The following is a 14,964-nucleotide window of genomic DNA, read 5'->3' as shown; positions in this document are numbered from 1 at the left end:
GGTCCGAAGATCAGCTGTTGCGGCGCGCCATGAAGGCGAGGCGTTCGAACAGCATTACGTCCTGCTCGTTCTTGAGCAGCGCGCCGTGCAGCGGCGGGATCGCCTTGCTGGGGTCGCGCGACTGCAGCACTTCCAGCGGCATGTCCTCGTGCAGCAGCAGCTTCAGCCAGTCGAGCAGCTCGCTGGTCGAGGGCTTCTTCTTGAGACCGGGGACTTCGCGCACATCGTAGAAGATCTCGAGCGCCTTCTGCACCAGGATCTTCTGGATGCCGGGGAAGTGCACGTCGATGATCGCCTGCATCGTCTCGCGATCGGGGAACTTGATATAGTGGAAGAAGCAGCGGCGCAGGAACGCGTCGGGCAGTTCCTTCTCGTTGTTCGAGGTGATGACGACGATCGGACGCTCCTGCGCCTTCACCAGTTCCTTGGTCTCGTAGACGTAGAATTCCATCCGATCGAGTTCCTGCAGCAGGTCGTTGGGGAACTCGATATCGGCCTTGTCGATCTCATCGATCAGCAGCACCGGCAGCTGGGGCGAGGTGAAAGCCTCCCACAGCTTGCCCTTCTTGATATAGTTGGCGATGTCGTGGACGCGCTCGTCGCCCAGCTGGCCGTCGCGCAGGCGGGCGACCGCGTCATATTCGTACAGGCCCTGCTGCGCCTTGGTGGTCGACTTGATATTCCATTCGATCAGCGGGGCATTGGCAGCTGCCGCGATCTGGTGTGCCAGCACGGTCTTGCCGGTGCCGGGCTCGCCCTTGACCAGCAATGGGCGGCGCAGCGCAACCGCGGCATTGACCGCTACCTTGAGGTCGTCGGTTGCAACATAGTCGCTGGTGCCTTCAAAACGCATGAGCCTCGCCTTCCTGCCGCTATTAACTGTGCGTTTAAGCGATAAGGGGCTTGCGCGGGCTTGGCAAGCCGCGACAGCGATTTCGACTTTACGTTTACGTTTGCGTCAGTCTGGTACTGCCGAGCGCTGGCGCTTTGCGGATCAGAGCCCGTCCTGCTGACGGCGCGCTTCGGCGCGATCGGCCAGCATGTCCCAGAAGGTGCGGTGCTGTACCAGCATCTGCGATGCGCCGAAGCCCATCGCGCGACCGATGGAGCGGTCGCTGCCGATCATGGCCGCCAGGTCCAGAGTCTCCTCGCGCGAGGGCAGGGTGGAGGGGCGCGGCTCGAGACCGGTCCGCTGGGCGATAACGTCGAGCACGTCACGGATGATATGCCAATCGAGCACCAGGGCAAAGGCTGCACCCAGCGCGCAGCCCTGCCGGTCCGACTGGGACAGCGCATTGAGCGCGCCGCGCAGGTTGATGATCGCCGGCGTGCACTTGTCCTGTCCCGGCGTGCTCGTGATCGGCCCGGCGGCGACGGTGAGCTTGGTGAGCAGCGCGCGTTCGCCGACAAAGGCCTCGCACGCCCGCGCGAGCCATTTGCCGACCTGCGGATCGGCGCTGCGCGTCGCGGCATAATCGATCAGGCCAGGATAGCGGCCGTGAAGCAGGCACAGGAAATGGGCGGCATCGGCCAGGTCCATCGGCCGCGCCGGGGCGACTCGATCCGCCAGACGCGCGACAAACACATGGGTGTCGCTCATGCCCAGAGCGAGCGCGGCTTCCAGCGAGCGCGGCGGAGCCGCCTCGGGCTGGGCGCGATCAAAGGCTCCTGGCTGGATAAACGACACGCGTTCAAGGCTCCGCTGGCTCGAGGCAAAGGTGTGGCAGGCAGACGCGCGGTCTGCCCCCACGCCCGCCTTCTAGCGCATCGTCCTAAAGAGAAGGTTTACAAGGACGGCGCCGGTGCGGCCACGCGGTGCTGTTCGTCGAGGAATTGCGCCACGTCGTCTAGTTCGACATCATGCGCGACGAAGGTGCTGCCGATCCCGCGCAGCAGCAGGAAGGGCAGGGTGCCGCCCGACATCTTCTTGTCGTGGCGCATATGGTCGACCAGCGCATTGCCATCTGCGGTGACACCAGCATCGGCAAGCGTCACCGGCATGGCGCAGGCTGCCAGATGCGCTGCGACCCGGTCAGCATCGCGCGTTTCGCACAGACCGCGCCGCGCCGAATACCGCAGCGCCAGCACCATGCCGACTCCGACCGCCTCGCCATGCAGCAGCCGCTCGCCAAAGCCGGTATCAGCCTCGAGCGCATGGCCGAAGGTGTGGCCAAGGTTGAGCAGCGCACGCCGGTCCTTCGTTTCGCGCTCGTCCTCGCCGACGATCCGCGCCTTGGCGGCGACGGAGGTGACGATCGCATGCTCCAGCGAAGCGCAATCCTGCGCCAGTACGGCCCGTCCGTTCGCTTCGCACCAGTCGAAGAACGGCGCATCGTCGATCAGCCCGTATTTGACGACCTCGGCATAGCCAGCGCGCATCTCGCGCGAGGGCAGGGTGCCCAGCACCTGCGGATCGATCAGCACGAATTTTGGCTGGTGGAAGGTGCCCACCAGATTCTTGCCCGCTGTGGTGTTGATCGCGGTCTTTCCGCCGACCGAACTGTCGACCTGCGCCAACAGAGTCGTCGGTACCTGCACGAAATCGCAGCCGCGTTTCACGATCGAGGCGGCAAAACCGGTCAGGTCGCCGATCATGCCGCCGCCCAGTGCGAAGATGGTGTCGCTGCGCTCCACGCCCATCGCGAGCAGCCAGTCGATCAGGTGCGCCAGTTCTGACCAGCTCTTGCTCGCTTCGCCCGCCGGAACGATATGCAGATGCGCCTCGACGCCGGCGCTGGCGAGCTGCGCCTCGATGCGCGGCCAGTGATGTGCGGCGACGTGGGAATCGCTGATCCAGAGCGTCCGCCCGCGGCGCGTCCATGGTGCGATATGCCCAGCGATCTGGGCAAGCGCACCGGCCTCCACCAGAATGTCATAGCTGCGCTGGCCCAGCGCGATATTCAGCCGTGCCATCGGGCCAGTCCTTCCAATATTGCTGTAACGGTGCGGTGGTGCGGCCCATCCTTGCTGCGCACATGGATCTGTGCCTCCGCATAGATGGGATTGCGCTGTTCGGCCAGGCGGGTGAGCACCTCGGCCGGATTGCCGTTGCGCAGCAGCGGCCGGGTATTGCGCCGGCTGACTCGCTCGACCAGCGTGCGAATATCGGCATCGAGCCAGATCGCGATGGCACCCGACAGGATGAGCGCACGCGTCTCCTCGTTCATGAACGCGCCGCCGCCGGTGGCGATCACGCGCGGCTGTCCGTCGATCAGCCGTGAAATCACCCGGCGCTCGCCATCGCGGAAATAGGGCTCGCCAAAACGCTCGAAAATCTCTGCAATGGTCATGTGCGCGGCCTTCTCGATCTCCTCGTCGGCATCGACAAAGCCGATGCCAAGATCGTTTGCCAGCCGCTTGCCGACCGTCGACTTTCCCACGCCCATCAACCCCACCAGCACCAGCGGCCGGTCGAGCCATCGCATGATATCCCCGGCCAGCCGCGCAGGGTCTGATTTTCGGTTCTGCAGCATTGCCGCGCAGCCTATAAATAGGCTAGGCGGTGGCGCAAGTTATCTTGACTTGGACGGAGAATATCCTGGCTATGGCCATTATCGGACAGAATTATGGACGGCGCAGGCGGCCCAAGGGCCCGATCATTCTGGTGGTGATCGCAGTTGCCCTGATCGGTCTGCTGGCTCTGGCATGGTCGCGTGGTGGCGAGGTGCCGACCCAGCGCGTCGAAAAGTCGATCCCGCTGCCTGCTGCGGCCAAGAGCGGAGCCGCTGCCGGCTCCACCCAGTCCGAGGGCTGAATTCATGCGGCGGGGGATGGTGCTGGGCTGTGTCAGCCTGCTGGCGTTGGCGTTTGTTTCCGCGCCAGTGATCGGGCAGAACGAGGCGCCTGAATCGCTGCTTCCGCCAGGCTTCAACGATCCCGCGCCCGCGCCCTCGCAGTCCGAGCCGCCGCCTCCTGCCGAGCCGGGTCGTACAGTTGCGCCGGTCCCCGGCACGGCCGTGCCATTGCCGGCCGCGCCGCTGCCGACGCTCGCCGGCCAGGATGCGCCGACCGATGAGGAGCTGAGCGAGGAACTCGCCAAGCTGCAGGAAGAGCTTGAAGCACAGATTGCACTGACCCAGTCGCTGCCGCCGAGCGCCCGGCGCTCGCTGGATCTGATCGGGCCGCTGACTCAGGCCAATGGCGGGTTTGCGGCCTCCTCGCTGGGCAATATCGGTGGGCTTTATGCGCAGACGCTGGTGCGCAGGACCAGCGGCCGCATCGTGTCTCGCTGGGCCTCGCTCGGCCTGCAGAAGCTCCTCCTGAGCGAACTTGCGACCCCGCAGGGCCTCAATGGCGCCAACTGGGCCGCGGAACGCGCAGCGCTGCTGCTGCGCATCGGTTCGGCCGATGGCGCGGTGCGCATGGTGCAGGCGGTCGATCCGCCGGCCGCGACGCCGCGCCTGCTCAATGTCGCGCTCGACAGCTATGTCGCGTCGGCCGATCCGCTCGGCATGTGCCCGCTGCTGCCCTTTGCCGGAGAGAGCGCCAAGGGCAACCAGTGGCAGCTGATCCGCGCGATATGTTCGGGCTTTTCGGGTGAAGGCAGTGCAGCGCGCGAGCAGATCGACCGGGCGCGCCGCCAGGGTGCGATGGACCGCATCGATGTCGTGCTCGCCGAGAAGATCGTCGGCGCGAGCCTCAACGGCAGGCGCGCGGTCACGGTGCAATGGGATGATGTCGATCAACTCACCCGCTGGCGCTTCGGCCTGGCGCTGACCGCCGGGATCGAGCCGCCCGAGGCGCTCTATGCGCGCGCCGACCGCAATTTCCAGGCTTGGCGCGCACGCGCTCCGATGGCCCCGCTCGCCTCGCGCGTGCAGGCCGCCGATGTCGCGGCGGCCATGGGTATGCTGTCGAGCGCCGATATGGTCGATCTCTACGGCGCCACCTTCGACGATCCGGGCACCGACGAAGCGCTGCGCGACCGGATGGCGCTGCTGCGCACGGCCTATGTCGCGACCGATGCCGATGACCGGGTCCGCGCGATGCGTGCGCTCTGGGACCGGTCGGAAAACGCCTTTGTCCGCTATTCGGCGCATATCCTGACCGCACATGCAGCGGCGCGTGTCGTGCCGTCGGAGGATTTGGCGGATTATGCCGACGATCTGATCGTCTCCATGGTCTCGGCAGGCTTCGACACCAGCGCGGCGCGCTGGCGGTCGGTCGCGGAAGAAGGCAGCCTCGGCTGGGCGGTGCTCGCGGTCGCGGTTCCGGGACGCGCGCAGGTCGCCGCGTCCGAGGTCAGCAGCTTTTTCGACAATGACCAGAGCAGTGAGGCGCGCAAGAGCGCGTTTCTGGTCGCTGGTCTTGCCGGGCTGGGACGGCTGAGCAGTGCCGACCGCGATTCGCTCGCAGAGGACCTGGGCATCGGTTTCGGCGGCGAAACCCGCTGGACCCGCGCGATTGCCGCTGCTGCCGCTGAAGGCAATGACGGGCTGGTGACGCTGCTGGTCGGCATGGGCATGCAGGGCAATGACTGGTCGGCGATGACCCCGCGCCAGCTCTATCATGTCGTGGCGGCGCTGCGCACGGTGGGACGCCAGGCCGAAGCGCGGATGATTGCAGCCGAAGCCGTCAGCCGCGCCTGATCGGTGGGCAGCGAAGACGCCCGGCTGATCGACCGCTTCCTGGAAATGTTGGCGGCCGAGCGCGGCGCTTCCGCAAACACACTGGCAGCCTATCGTCGCGATCTCGAACAGGCGTCCGAAATTCTGGGCGGTCGGCTGGCGCAAGCCGACGAGACCGCGCGCGCGACGCTCGACCATCACTGGCGCTCACTCGCTGCCAGCAGCCTGGCACGCAAGAGCTCGTCGTTGCGCGGCTTCTTCGCCTTCCTGGAAGACGAGGGGCTGGGCGTCGATGCCCGGAAAGCGCAGGCCATGCTGGCGCGGCCCAAGGTGCAGCGCCCGCTTCCGAAGATCCTGAGTCATGACGAGATCGCGCAGCTGTTCGCGCTCGCCGAGGAGCGCGCTGCCGCCCCGGAGGCGCGCGCTGCCGACATCCGCCTGCTCGCCCTGCTGGAACTGCTTTACGGATCGGGGTTGCGCGCCAGCGAACTGGTCGGCCTGCCGCGCAGCGCGGCGCTCGCCGGACGGCCGCTGCTGGCGATCACCGGCAAGGGGGGCAAGCAGCGGCTGGTGCCCATATCGGGCCGCGCGCGCGAAGCGCTGCAGCGCTGGTTGGCGGTGCCTTCGTCCAATCCGCGCTGGCTGTTCCCTTCGCGCACCGGGCATATCAGCCGTATCCGGCTCTACCAGCTGATCAAGGAATTTGCCGCCAGCGCCGGAATCGATCCCGCGCGGGTCAGCCCGCATGTGCTGCGCCACGCCTTTGCCACGCATCTGCTCGAAGGCGGCGCGGATCTCAGGACCTTGCAGACCTTTCTGGGCCATGCCGATATCGCGACGACGCAGATCTATACCCATGTCGACAGCCGCCGCCTCGTCGAGCTGGTCAACCGCCGCCATCCGCTCGCGAAGATGAATCTTGCCGAGCGGCGGCGCCAGGGCTAGGCGATTGCGTCATGAGCATGACAAGCTATCTGGAATTCGAAAAGCCGATCGCCGCGCTCGATGCGCGCATCGCCGAGCTTCGTGAAACCGCCGATACCGGCGAGATCGATATCGAGAGCGAGATTGAACGGCTTGCCGCCAAGTCGCGCAAGCTGCTGGCCTCGACCTATGCGGGCCTGACCCCGTGGCAGAAGACTCAGGTCGCCCGCCATCCGGCGCGGCCGCATTTCAAGCATTATGTGGCGGGCATGTTCGACGATTTCCTGCCGCTGGCGGGCGACCGCGCCTTTGCCGACGACAAGGCGATCATGGGCGGCTTTGCCCGGATGGGCGAGCAGCGCGTCGTCGTGATCGGCCATGAAAAGGGCGACACCACCGAAAGCCGCATCCGGCACAATTTCGGCATGGGCAAGCCCGAGGGCTATCGCAAGGCCATCCGACTGATGGACCTGGCCGACCGGTTCGGCCTGCCGGTGGTGACCCTGGTCGATACATCGGGTGCCTTTCCCGGCGTGCAGGCCGAGGAGCGCGGCCAGGCCGAGGCGATCGCTCGCTCGACCGAACGCTGCCTGACGCTGGGTGTGCCGATGGTTGCGGCGATCGTCGGCGAGGGCGGCTCGGGCGGTGCGGTGGCGCTGGCCTCGGCCGAACGCGTGCTGATGTTCGAACACGCCGTCTATTCGGTGATCTCGCCCGAAGGCTGCGCCTCGATCCTGTGGCGCACCGCCGACAAGGCCGCGGATGCGGCCGAGGCGATGCAGGTGACCGCAGCTGACCTCAAGCGGCTCAATGTCATCGACCGGATCGTCAAGGAGCCGGTCGGCGGCGCGCATCGCGACCAGGCCCAGGCGATTGCAGAGCTGTGCAAGGCCATCCGCGAGGAGCTGGAAGGCCTCAAGAAGCTGAGCCCCGCCGAACTCAGGGCCGCGCGCGAAGCCCGCTTCCTGGCGATCGGCGCGCTCTGACGTTCACGTAAAATCGTCGCAACCGCTCGGCGATCGCATCGTTGTGCGGGCATCGCCATTTGATCCTGCGCGTGCCTGGCGGCATGATGCGCATCAACTGGCATGGCCGGAGACGATAAGGGAGAGCGATATGGCGGCACGGTTCAAGCATCTGGCAATCATGGCGGCGGCTGGTGCTGGCACCATCGCGCTCATCGGCCAGTCCGTCGCGCCCCGGGCGGAAGCGCTGGCGATGCAGGCCCAGGCGATCACCGCCCAGGAAAAGCGCCAGGGCGCGGAAGTGCACCCCAAGCTGCTCGAGGAATTCGGCGGGGCCTATCAGGTGCCGCAGACCAGCTATGTCGTGCAGGTGGGCAAGGGCATTGCGGTCCAGTCGGGTCTCGGCAATGCCCGCGACGATTTCACCGTCACCCTGCTGAACAGCCCGGTGAACAACGCCTTCGCGATTCCCGGGGGCTATGTCTATGTGACGCGCCAGCTGATGGCGCTGATGAACGACGAGGCCGAGCTGGCCGGGGTGCTGGGCCACGAGGTCGGCCATGTCGCCGCGCGCCATTCGGAAAAGCGCCAGAAGGCGGCGCAACGCAACAGCATCATCGGCCTGCTGGGGCAGATCGGCGCGGCGGTGCTGCTCGGTGACGGCGCGGCAGGCCAGATCGGCCAGCAGATTTTCGGCACCGGTTCGCAGCTTTTGACGCTCAAATATTCGCGCAAGCAGGAAGAAGAGGCCGACGATCTCGGCGTGCGCTATCTGAGCCAGGCCGGTTATGATCCGCAGGCATTGTCGTCGATGCTGGCTTCGCTCGCGGCGCAGCAGGCGATCGACGTGCGTTCGCAGGGCGGCGATGCCCGTTCGGTGCCCGAATGGGCAAGCACCCATCCCGATCCGGCGCGCCGCGTCAGCCGCGCAGCGACGGTGGCGCAGAGGTTCAGCGGCAGCACACGCAACCGCGACGTGTTTCTCAGCCGACTCGATGGGCTGCTCTATGGCGACGATCCGAAACAGGGCGTGGTTCAGGGGCGGCAGTTCCTCCATCCAGAGCTGGGCCTCAAATTCGCTGTGCCTCAGGGCTTCGCCATGCAGAACGGCACCAGCGCGGTGACGATCAACGGTCAGTCCGCTCAGGCGCAGTTCACGCTCGGCCAGTATTCGGGTGACCTGTCACGCTATGTCGACCAGGCCTTTGCGGGGCTTGGCAGCAGCAATCAGCGAATCAATTATGGGCAGATGCAGCGGACGACGGTCAACGGTATCCCCGCCGCCTATGCGACTGCGCGCGTCAACGCCAACCGGCAACTCGTCGATGTGACGGTGTTCGCCTATGCCTTTGCCAACAACCGGGCCTATCATTTCGTGGCGCTGACCCCGGCTGGCCGCGCCGATGCGTTTGCGCCGATGTTCCAGAGCGTACAGCGGCTGGCAGGCGCCGAGGCCGCGCAGATCAGGCCGCGGCGGGTGCGGGTGGTCACCGTGGCCCGCGGCGATACCGTGCAGCGGCTGGCCGCGCGCATGGCCTATGACGATCTGAAGGTCGAGCGTTTCCTGGCGCTCAACGGCCTGTCCGGTAACGCGGCGCTTGCGCCCGGGCAGAAGGTCAAGCTGGTAACGTACTGAGGGCACAAAAAAAGGGCGGCATTGCTGCCGCCCTTCCTTGTCGATTGAGCCAGGGCTCAGCCACCGGTGCTGGTGCTGCCGCCGCTGGTGCCGCCGCTGGTGCCGCCGGAGCTGCCACCAGCCGACTGAGTGGTCAGCTTCGAGCTGACGGTGTTGAAGGTGCTCGACAGGTTGGTACCCAGCGAGCTCATGGCGGTGATCGCGGCGACGGCGATCAGAGCGGCGATCAGGCCGTACTCGATGGCGGTTGCGCCCTTCTTGTCGGCGAAAAGATTGCGAATGGTCTTCATGTCAGGTCTCCTGTTCGAGGTCTTCACTTCCCCGTCCGATCTGGCGAATTGAGATTGGACGGTTTGGGGTTAGATCAAAAAGCTTTCCATTTTCCTAAGAGCGGCCGGGCTGTCTGAAATTCCGACACTTACTCTTCCTTCGGGACGATCTTCTCCTCGACAAAATCCCACATCCCGATGGTCTTGCTGGCCATCGAGCTCATCGAAACGATGATGGTAATGCCGATAAGGGCCACGATCAGGCCATATTCGATTGCGGTTGCGCCGCGCTTTGATCTGGCCAAGAGAGTCAGAAAGTGCAGCATGGTGCTTCCGTAAAATGGCCGGGGTCCCATCTGCCCCCCTCGCAATTTTGCAAATTCGACTTACCAAAAAGTTAAGGCGCGCCGATCCAATGGAAAATTATCCGACACTCTTCCCCGTTGTGGCGGGGCTCATGCTCGATACCCAGGGCCGCATCCTGGTGCAGCAGCGCCCCGAAGGAACCGCGATGGCGGGGCTGTGGGAGTTCCCCGGCGGCAAGATCGAACCAGGCGAGACGCCGGAACAGGCCCTGGCGCGCGAGCTCGCCGAGGAGCTTGGAATCGCGATTCTGCCGGAAGAGTGCGAGCCGATGACCTTTGCCAGCGCCTCGCTCGGCCAGCGCCACCTGATCCTCTTGCTGTTCCGGTGCCGCGTCTGGGCGGGCGAACCGCGCGCGCTCCACGCCACCGCCTTGCGCTGGGCGACGGTGGACGAATTGTACCAGCTGCCGATGCCGCCTGCAGACCTTCCCCTCCTGGCGATCATCGCGCAATCCCTGGATGGACAGCCGGTCGGTGCATGATTTTTCGAAATGGCAGAAAAAGGTGTTGCCAAGGCTATCTTCGCTGACTATTGGCAGCCCTCCAACGCGCCCGTAGCTCAGCTGGATAGAGCATCAGACTACGAATCTGAGGGTCGGACGTTCGAATCGTTCCGGGCGCGCCATTTTCCAAAATCGCTATACACAGTGATCCAGCCCGCCTTGCCGGACCCGCTTCGGCGCGCGTGTTCGCCGCAATCAGATGGTTTCATTTGACACCAGTTTGGGGTGTGGCTATCTTTTGGGCAGAACAGATATCCTGCAGGAGTGCGCGGCAATGGCTGACCTTTTCGAAAATCCCCTGGGCCTGGACGGGTTCGAGTTCGTCGAATTCTGCGCGCCCGAAAAGGGCCTGCTCGAGCCGGTGTTCACCGCGATGGGCTTCACCCGCATCGCGCAGCATCGTTCGAAGGACGTCCACCTCTGGCGGCAGGGCGATATCAACCTGATCGCCAATTACGAGCCCGCCAGCCCGGCAGCCTATTTCGCCGCCGAGCATGGTCCTTCGGCCTGCGGCATGGGCTTTCGCGTCAAGAATGCGCGCGACGCCTATAAGGAAGCGCTGGCGCGCGGCGCGGAGCCGGTGGAAACCAGGACCGGCCCGATGGAGCTGCGCCTTCCCGCGATCCGCGGCATCGGTGGCGCGATCATCTATCTGATCGACCGCTATGCCACGCTCGACAATCCCGATGCGCTGTCGATCTACGATATCGATTTCGAATATCTGCCGAACGTCGATCGCTTCCCCGTCGGCGCGGGCTTCAAGATGATCGATCACTTGACCCACAATGTCTATGGCGGCCGCATGGACCATTGGGCCAAGTTCTACGAGCGCGTGTTCAACTTCCGCGAGATCCGCTTCTTTGACATCAAGGGCGAATATACCGGCCTCACCAGCCGCGCGATGACCGCGCCCGACGGCCGCATCCGCATCCCCTTGAACGAGGAAGGCGCGAAGGGCGGCGGCCAGATCGACGAGTTCCTGCGTGCCTATAATGGTGAGGGCATCCAGCATATCGCCTTCATCTGCGACGACCTGATCGCGTGCCTCGACCGCATCAAGGCGCTGGGTGCGCCGCTGATGGCGCCGCCGCCGGCGACCTATTACGAGGCACTCGAAGAGCGTCTGCCCGGCCATGGCGAGCCGGTCGCGGAACTGCAGGCGCGCGGCATCCTGCTCGACGGATCGACCGAGAACAACGATCCGCGCCTGCTGCTGCAGATTTTCGGTCAGCCGCAGATCGGCCCGGTGTTCTTCGAGTTCATCCAGCGCAAGAAGGATGAGGGCTTCGGCAACGGCAATTTCACCGCCCTGTTCAAGTCGATCGAGGAAGACCAGCTGCGCCGCGGCGTGCTGAAGGTGCAGGAACCGGCGGAATGACCGCGCCCTTCGCGCTGTCGCGCATCCATCACGTCGCCTATCGCTGCAAGGACGCGAAACAGACCGTCGAATGGTACGAGAAGGTGCTGGGTATGACCTATACCAGTGCCTTTTCCGAAGACCATGTGCCATCGACCGGGGCCTATGACCCCTATATGCACGTGTTCCTCGATTGCGGCGGCGGCAATGTGCTGGCCTTTTTCGAACTGCCGCAGCAGCCCGAGATGGGCCGCGATGCCAACACCCCCGAATGGGTGCAGCATATCGCGTTCGAGGTGCGCGACATGGACGCCCTGCTTGCGGCGAAGGCGCATATTGAGGGGCTGGGCATCGATGTGCTGGGGCCAACCTTTCACGGCATCTTCCGCTCGATCTATTTCTTCGATCCCAATGGCCATCGCGTCGAGCTCGCCTGCAATATCGGCAAGCCCGAGCATTACGAGGAATTGAAGCGCGTCGCGCCGCTGATGCTCGACGAATGGAGCCGCACCAAAAAGGCGCCGCGCCATGCCGATTGGTTGCACAAGGATCCCGATGCGGCCTAAGGGTCGTTCATGACCTTTGAAGACCAGCTCGAACGCTATTTCGGCACCCGCGATACCGCCGCCATTGCCCCGCAGGCGGTGCCGGCGGCGGTTGAGCGGATGCAGGTCGATCTGGGCCTCGCCACCGTGCCCGGCGAACGCTTTGCCTTGTGGTGCATGCTGTTCCTCTTCGGCAAGGCCCCAGACATCGACGAGACCTTTGAGGACCGTTCCGAGCGCGATCTCGCGCGCGATTTCATCGAAATGTCCGAAAAGGCAGGGCAGGGGGGCTGAGCGTGGCCGAAATCATCAACCTGCGCCAGGCGCGCAAGGCCGCTAGGCGCAAGCACGACGAGGCGACCGCCGCGGCCAATCGCGCGAAATTCGGTCGCACCAAGGCGGAGCGTGTGGCCCAGGCGAGCGAGCAGGCGCGCGCGTTGCGATTGATCGACGGCGCGAAGCGGGAGCAGGACTGATGCGCTCGACATCCGATCAGGTCAGCGTCCGCCTCTACCATCTCGATGGCGAGGCCGAGGGCGGCGCGGCCTCGACCCTGTTCTACGGCCCACTGTCCGAAGCGCTGCGCCTCGCCGAACTCGAACCGGCGGAAGTGCAGGAAGGCCTGTTCATCGCCACCGACAATGATGTCGTGGCGTATCTGGATCTGATCGAGGGGTGAGGCTGGACTTTCGTTGGCATCTTAAGCCTTACCACCCGCATTCATCTTGAGCAGCGGGCGTCAGCCCGCGAAGTCGAAGGACCCGCGCCGACGCTGGCCATATAGCGGGGCCTTCGACAAGCTCTGGCTGAGCGGAGGTAGTGGACGTGTGAACCTTTAACGATAAGATAATTCGATCCGGAAACGACACCGTTGCCATCACTGGCTTTACCATCCAAAAGCTTTCAATGACGACTGCAACCTTAATTCGCTGGAGCCCCGTCGATCACGCTCCGGAACTGCCGCTCAGCGCTTTCAATCTTATCTGGAGCAGCAGCGGGTCTCTGATTCTTCAGGGTCTTTACCCCACTGAACTAAACCCCCCAACGAAGGGGATTGTTCTGTCGTTCAGCAACACTAATGCCTTCATGTCGTTTGACGAATTCTCGGACTATCTCAACGGCATGAAGGTCGAAGTTCCTGCCTTGGTCAAACCTGTCCCCTACGGAGGTTGTTGGCCCTTTTTGGAAGTTCTCGGCTCGCCCTGGTTGCGTGAAGTGGTGGAGCGTAACGGGACATTGGCAGTTACAGACTTTCGGCACTGGGTGATTGTAGCGCGTAACCATACTCTTCACGTCATGGAGCATTCTCGTAGCGCCCCGACGTTCGAGGGTTGGCTCCAATAAGAGCGCCTGAACGTCTGATCCCCACGCGACTTCAGCTATCCAATTTCAAACCTTTGTAGCGACCGCGCAGATCGGGTCGATCGATGTGCCAACCGAGCCTATCCCCGCGCTTGCCCCGCCACATCGAGAATGCACCGCACGAACCCCTGCGGATCGTCCTCCTGGATGAAGTGACTCCCGCTCAGCGTGCAGTGATTCTGCCCCCTGGTCCCCGGCACGCGGCCGACGAACAGCGCGTCGCCGCCGCGGGTGATGGGGTCGCGGTCGCTGAAGCAGCACAGGAACGGCTTCTCCCAGCGGTCGAGCACCTCCCAGGCTTTCAGCTGATCGGGCACCGCGACATTCGGCCCCAAAGGCACGAAGCTCGGGAAGATCCGCGCACCCGCCTTGTAGCGGCCATCGGGGAACGGGGCGTCATAAGCGGCGATCTCGGCGTCGGAGAGCGTGCGCTCTGTGCCCTTGGCGATGATCCTGCCGATCGGGAAGACCGGGCTGTATTTGGAAAAGGCCCGCCAGATGGCGAAGGCGCGCGGTGCATCCTGGCCCGCAGGCAGGCCTCCGTTCGAGAGTACCACGCCGTTGAACCGCTCGGGCATTTCCGCGACGAGCCTGAGGCCGATCAACGATCCCCAGTCCTGGCAGGCGAGCGTGATGTTCCTGAGGTCGAGCTTCTCGATCCAGCGGCGCATCCAGGCGACATGGCGCGCATAGCTATAGTCGCTCTTTTTCGCGAGCTTGTCCGACTTGCCGAATCCGATCAGGTCGGGCGCGAGAACGCGATAACCGGCGTCTGCCACGGGCCCGATCATGAAGCGATAGAGATAGCACCAGCTCGGCTCGCCATGCATCATCAGCACGACAGGAGCCTCACGCGGTCCTTCGTCGACATAATGCACACGAAGCCGGGTGCCGTCGGTCGGGTCGGCGATCTCGGCATAATGCGCTGCGAAGGGAAAATCGGGAATGGCGGCGAATCGCGCATCCGGCGTTCTCAAGACCTGCATGACATCTCCCAAAGCCAGGGTTGTTATGGCATAGCGAATGACATAATATCTGCGCGGATGCAAACGCGGCTTTAGCAACCGTTTCCCGCGGGGTGGGTTTACGGGAGCATCGGCCTCCAGCGCGGAGAGGGTGAGGCCTGACAGCCATGGCAGCGCGGCTCCGGTCCCACACCAGGGCCGGAAAAATTCCGCTGCCTGAAAAAAATCTGCAAAAAGGGTTTGACCCGACTCACATCACCCCATATAGGCCGCTCCACCGGCGGGGACGCACTGACGTTTCCTCGGTCGCCAACAGATACGGATGTCCAATCCCCCGGACGAAAGAACGGGGAGGGTTGGTTGTCCGCTGTTTTTGTCTTGGTGAGATCTTTGACATTGTAGGTTTAGATGAAGGGACATGTGGGCGACGGCGCCTGGTCCTGCGGAGTTCAAGGCCGCGGGTATCAGTTTAAAGTCAAGTCGTTCCAATGCATGTCCTTCACGTA

At 64.2% G+C, this 14,964-nt stretch carries 19 protein-coding genes and 1 tRNA gene; 13 read left to right on the top strand and 7 right to left on the bottom strand.

Annotation, left to right across the window (positions count from 1 at the left end; all coding sequences use genetic code 11):
* Window positions 1–10: 10 nt before the first annotated feature.
* From FG486_RS00100 to FG486_RS00085, 4 genes are all read right to left on the bottom strand, one after another.
* Entirely contained in the window at window positions 11–853 is an 843-nt protein-coding gene (locus FG486_RS00100) for an AAA family ATPase (protein WP_060977003.1), read from the bottom strand.
* 141 nt (window positions 854–994) lie between these two features.
* Complete coding sequence (locus FG486_RS00095) at window positions 995–1,750, bottom strand: DUF6975 family protein (protein WP_181265984.1); 756 nt, start codon at window positions 1,748–1,750, stop codon at window positions 995–997.
* Window positions 1,751–1,785: 35 nt separating this feature from the next.
* Window positions 1,786–2,913: a 3-dehydroquinate synthase gene (gene aroB / locus FG486_RS00090; protein ID WP_181265983.1), complete on the bottom strand. Its 1,128-nt coding sequence runs from the start codon at window positions 2,911–2,913 to the stop codon at window positions 1,786–1,788.
* Window positions 2,901–3,425 carry a shikimate kinase gene (locus FG486_RS00085; RefSeq protein ID WP_060977017.1) on the bottom strand — a complete coding sequence of 175 codons (525 nt, stop codon included), beginning with the start codon at window positions 3,423–3,425 and terminating at the stop codon, window positions 2,901–2,903. Before FG486_RS00085 ends, aroB begins: the two co-directional genes overlap by 13 nt.
* Before the next feature lie 119 nt (window positions 3,426–3,544).
* Here FG486_RS00085 and FG486_RS00080 point away from each other — a divergent pair, with 119 nt between their 5' ends.
* The 5 genes from FG486_RS00080 (at window position 3,545) to FG486_RS00060 (ending at window position 9,092) form a co-directional block, all read left to right on the top strand.
* Window positions 3,545–3,754 carry a hypothetical protein gene (locus FG486_RS00080; protein WP_181265982.1) on the top strand — a complete coding sequence of 70 codons (210 nt, stop codon included), beginning with the start codon at window positions 3,545–3,547 and terminating at the stop codon, window positions 3,752–3,754.
* A 4-nt stretch (window positions 3,755–3,758) separates the two neighbouring features.
* Window positions 3,759–5,588, top strand: a complete 1,830-nt coding sequence (locus FG486_RS00075) for a hypothetical protein (RefSeq protein WP_181265981.1) — start codon at window positions 3,759–3,761, stop codon at window positions 5,586–5,588.
* A gap of 3 nt (window positions 5,589–5,591) precedes the next feature.
* Window positions 5,592–6,512: a tyrosine recombinase gene (locus FG486_RS00070; protein ID WP_181265980.1), complete on the top strand. Its 921-nt coding sequence runs from the start codon at window positions 5,592–5,594 to the stop codon at window positions 6,510–6,512.
* A gap of 17 nt (window positions 6,513–6,529) precedes the next feature.
* A complete protein-coding gene (locus tag FG486_RS00065) occupies window positions 6,530–7,477 on the top strand; it encodes an acetyl-CoA carboxylase carboxyltransferase subunit alpha (protein ID WP_181266798.1) in 948 nt (315 codons plus the stop codon).
* Between the two features lie 130 nt (window positions 7,478–7,607).
* On the top strand, window positions 7,608–9,092 hold the full coding sequence (locus tag FG486_RS00060) for a M48 family metalloprotease (protein ID WP_181265979.1): 1,485 nt from the start codon (window positions 7,608–7,610) through the stop codon (window positions 9,090–9,092).
* Between the two features lie 56 nt (window positions 9,093–9,148).
* Here the strand turns inward: FG486_RS00060 and FG486_RS00055 are convergent, their stop codons facing one another.
* Window positions 9,149–9,382 (bottom strand): Flp family type IVb pilin, encoded by a 234-nt coding sequence (locus FG486_RS00055; RefSeq protein ID WP_181265978.1) that lies wholly within the window; start codon window positions 9,380–9,382, stop codon window positions 9,149–9,151.
* Window positions 9,383–9,510: 128 nt separating this feature from the next.
* Window positions 9,511–9,687 (bottom strand): Flp family type IVb pilin, encoded by a 177-nt coding sequence (locus tag FG486_RS00050; protein WP_082751067.1) that lies wholly within the window; start codon window positions 9,685–9,687, stop codon window positions 9,511–9,513.
* A gap of 89 nt (window positions 9,688–9,776) precedes the next feature.
* On the opposite strand from FG486_RS00050, the gene FG486_RS00045 reads away from it, so the two are divergent.
* The 8 genes from FG486_RS00045 (at window position 9,777) to FG486_RS00010 (ending at window position 13,475) form a co-directional block, all read left to right on the top strand.
* Window positions 9,777–10,208, top strand: coding sequence for a (deoxy)nucleoside triphosphate pyrophosphohydrolase (locus FG486_RS00045; RefSeq protein WP_181265977.1), 432 nt, complete (start codon window positions 9,777–9,779; stop codon window positions 10,206–10,208).
* A 66-nt stretch (window positions 10,209–10,274) separates the two neighbouring features.
* A tRNA-Arg gene (locus FG486_RS00040) sits at window positions 10,275–10,351 on the top strand.
* A 152-nt stretch (window positions 10,352–10,503) separates the two neighbouring features.
* Window positions 10,504–11,607: a 4-hydroxyphenylpyruvate dioxygenase gene (hppD, locus tag FG486_RS00035; RefSeq protein WP_181265976.1), complete on the top strand. Its 1,104-nt coding sequence runs from the start codon at window positions 10,504–10,506 to the stop codon at window positions 11,605–11,607.
* Window positions 11,604–12,152, top strand: coding sequence for a VOC family protein (locus FG486_RS00030; RefSeq protein WP_181265975.1), 549 nt, complete (start codon window positions 11,604–11,606; stop codon window positions 12,150–12,152). The genes hppD and FG486_RS00030 overlap by 4 nt, the downstream gene beginning before the upstream one ends.
* Window positions 12,153–12,161: 9 nt before the next feature.
* A complete protein-coding gene (locus tag FG486_RS00025; protein ID WP_181265974.1) occupies window positions 12,162–12,425 on the top strand; it encodes a hypothetical protein in 264 nt (87 codons plus the stop codon).
* 2 nt (window positions 12,426–12,427) lie between these two features.
* Window positions 12,428–12,607: a DUF4169 family protein gene (locus FG486_RS00020; protein ID WP_181265973.1), complete on the top strand. Its 180-nt coding sequence runs from the start codon at window positions 12,428–12,430 to the stop codon at window positions 12,605–12,607.
* A complete protein-coding gene (locus tag FG486_RS00015) occupies window positions 12,607–12,810 on the top strand; it encodes a hypothetical protein (protein WP_066280494.1) in 204 nt (67 codons plus the stop codon). The genes FG486_RS00020 and FG486_RS00015 overlap by 1 nt, the downstream gene beginning before the upstream one ends.
* Window positions 12,811–13,037: 227 nt before the next feature.
* Complete coding sequence (locus FG486_RS00010; RefSeq protein WP_181265972.1) at window positions 13,038–13,475, top strand: hypothetical protein; 438 nt, start codon at window positions 13,038–13,040, stop codon at window positions 13,473–13,475.
* Window positions 13,476–13,573: 98 nt separating this feature from the next.
* Here FG486_RS00010 and FG486_RS00005 read toward each other — a convergent pair whose 3' ends face one another.
* Window positions 13,574–14,479: a haloalkane dehalogenase gene (locus FG486_RS00005; protein ID WP_181265971.1), complete on the bottom strand. Its 906-nt coding sequence runs from the start codon at window positions 14,477–14,479 to the stop codon at window positions 13,574–13,576.
* Between the last annotated feature and the right edge of the window lie 485 nt (window positions 14,480–14,964).

The organism is Blastomonas ursincola, assembly GCF_013607875.1.
Lineage (GTDB): Bacteria > Pseudomonadota > Alphaproteobacteria > Sphingomonadales > Sphingomonadaceae > Blastomonas > Blastomonas ursincola.
The sequence above is the reverse complement of the archived record's forward strand: the minus strand, read 5'-3'. Positions and strand labels throughout refer to the sequence as shown.

What these genes read in the sequence shown, in the direction of transcription:
- FG486_RS00080 (WP_181265982.1), top strand. Translation starts at nt 3,545, where the DNA reads ATGGCCATTATCGGACAGAATTATGGACGGCGCAGGCGGCCCAAGGGC.
- FG486_RS00030 (WP_181265975.1), top strand. Translation starts at nt 11,604, where the DNA reads ATGACCGCGCCCTTCGCGCTGTCGCGCATCCATCACGTCGCCTATCGC.
- FG486_RS00025 (WP_181265974.1), top strand. Translation starts at nt 12,162, where the DNA reads ATGACCTTTGAAGACCAGCTCGAACGCTATTTCGGCACCCGCGATACC.
- FG486_RS00075 (WP_181265981.1), top strand. Translation starts at nt 3,759, where the DNA reads ATGCGGCGGGGGATGGTGCTGGGCTGTGTCAGCCTGCTGGCGTTGGCG.
- FG486_RS00010 (WP_181265972.1), top strand. Translation starts at nt 13,038, where the DNA reads ATGACGACTGCAACCTTAATTCGCTGGAGCCCCGTCGATCACGCTCCG.
- aroB (WP_181265983.1), bottom strand. Translation starts at nt 2,913, where the DNA reads ATGGCACGGCTGAATATCGCGCTGGGCCAGCGCAGCTATGACATTCTG.
- hppD (WP_181265976.1), top strand. Translation starts at nt 10,504, where the DNA reads ATGGCTGACCTTTTCGAAAATCCCCTGGGCCTGGACGGGTTCGAGTTC.
- FG486_RS00065 (WP_181266798.1), top strand. Translation starts at nt 6,530, where the DNA reads ATGACAAGCTATCTGGAATTCGAAAAGCCGATCGCCGCGCTCGATGCG.
- FG486_RS00005 (WP_181265971.1), bottom strand. Translation starts at nt 14,479, where the DNA reads ATGCAGGTCTTGAGAACGCCGGATGCGCGATTCGCCGCCATTCCCGAT.
- FG486_RS00045 (WP_181265977.1), top strand. Translation starts at nt 9,777, where the DNA reads ATGGAAAATTATCCGACACTCTTCCCCGTTGTGGCGGGGCTCATGCTC.
- FG486_RS00085 (WP_060977017.1), bottom strand. Translation starts at nt 3,425, where the DNA reads ATGCGATGGCTCGACCGGCCGCTGGTGCTGGTGGGGTTGATGGGCGTG.
- FG486_RS00015 (WP_066280494.1), top strand. Translation starts at nt 12,607, where the DNA reads ATGCGCTCGACATCCGATCAGGTCAGCGTCCGCCTCTACCATCTCGAT.
- FG486_RS00055 (WP_181265978.1), bottom strand. Translation starts at nt 9,382, where the DNA reads ATGAAGACCATTCGCAATCTTTTCGCCGACAAGAAGGGCGCAACCGCC.
- FG486_RS00050 (WP_082751067.1), bottom strand. Translation starts at nt 9,687, where the DNA reads ATGCTGCACTTTCTGACTCTCTTGGCCAGATCAAAGCGCGGCGCAACC.
- FG486_RS00100 (WP_060977003.1), bottom strand. Translation starts at nt 853, where the DNA reads ATGCGTTTTGAAGGCACCAGCGACTATGTTGCAACCGACGACCTCAAG.
- FG486_RS00060 (WP_181265979.1), top strand. Translation starts at nt 7,608, where the DNA reads ATGGCGGCACGGTTCAAGCATCTGGCAATCATGGCGGCGGCTGGTGCT.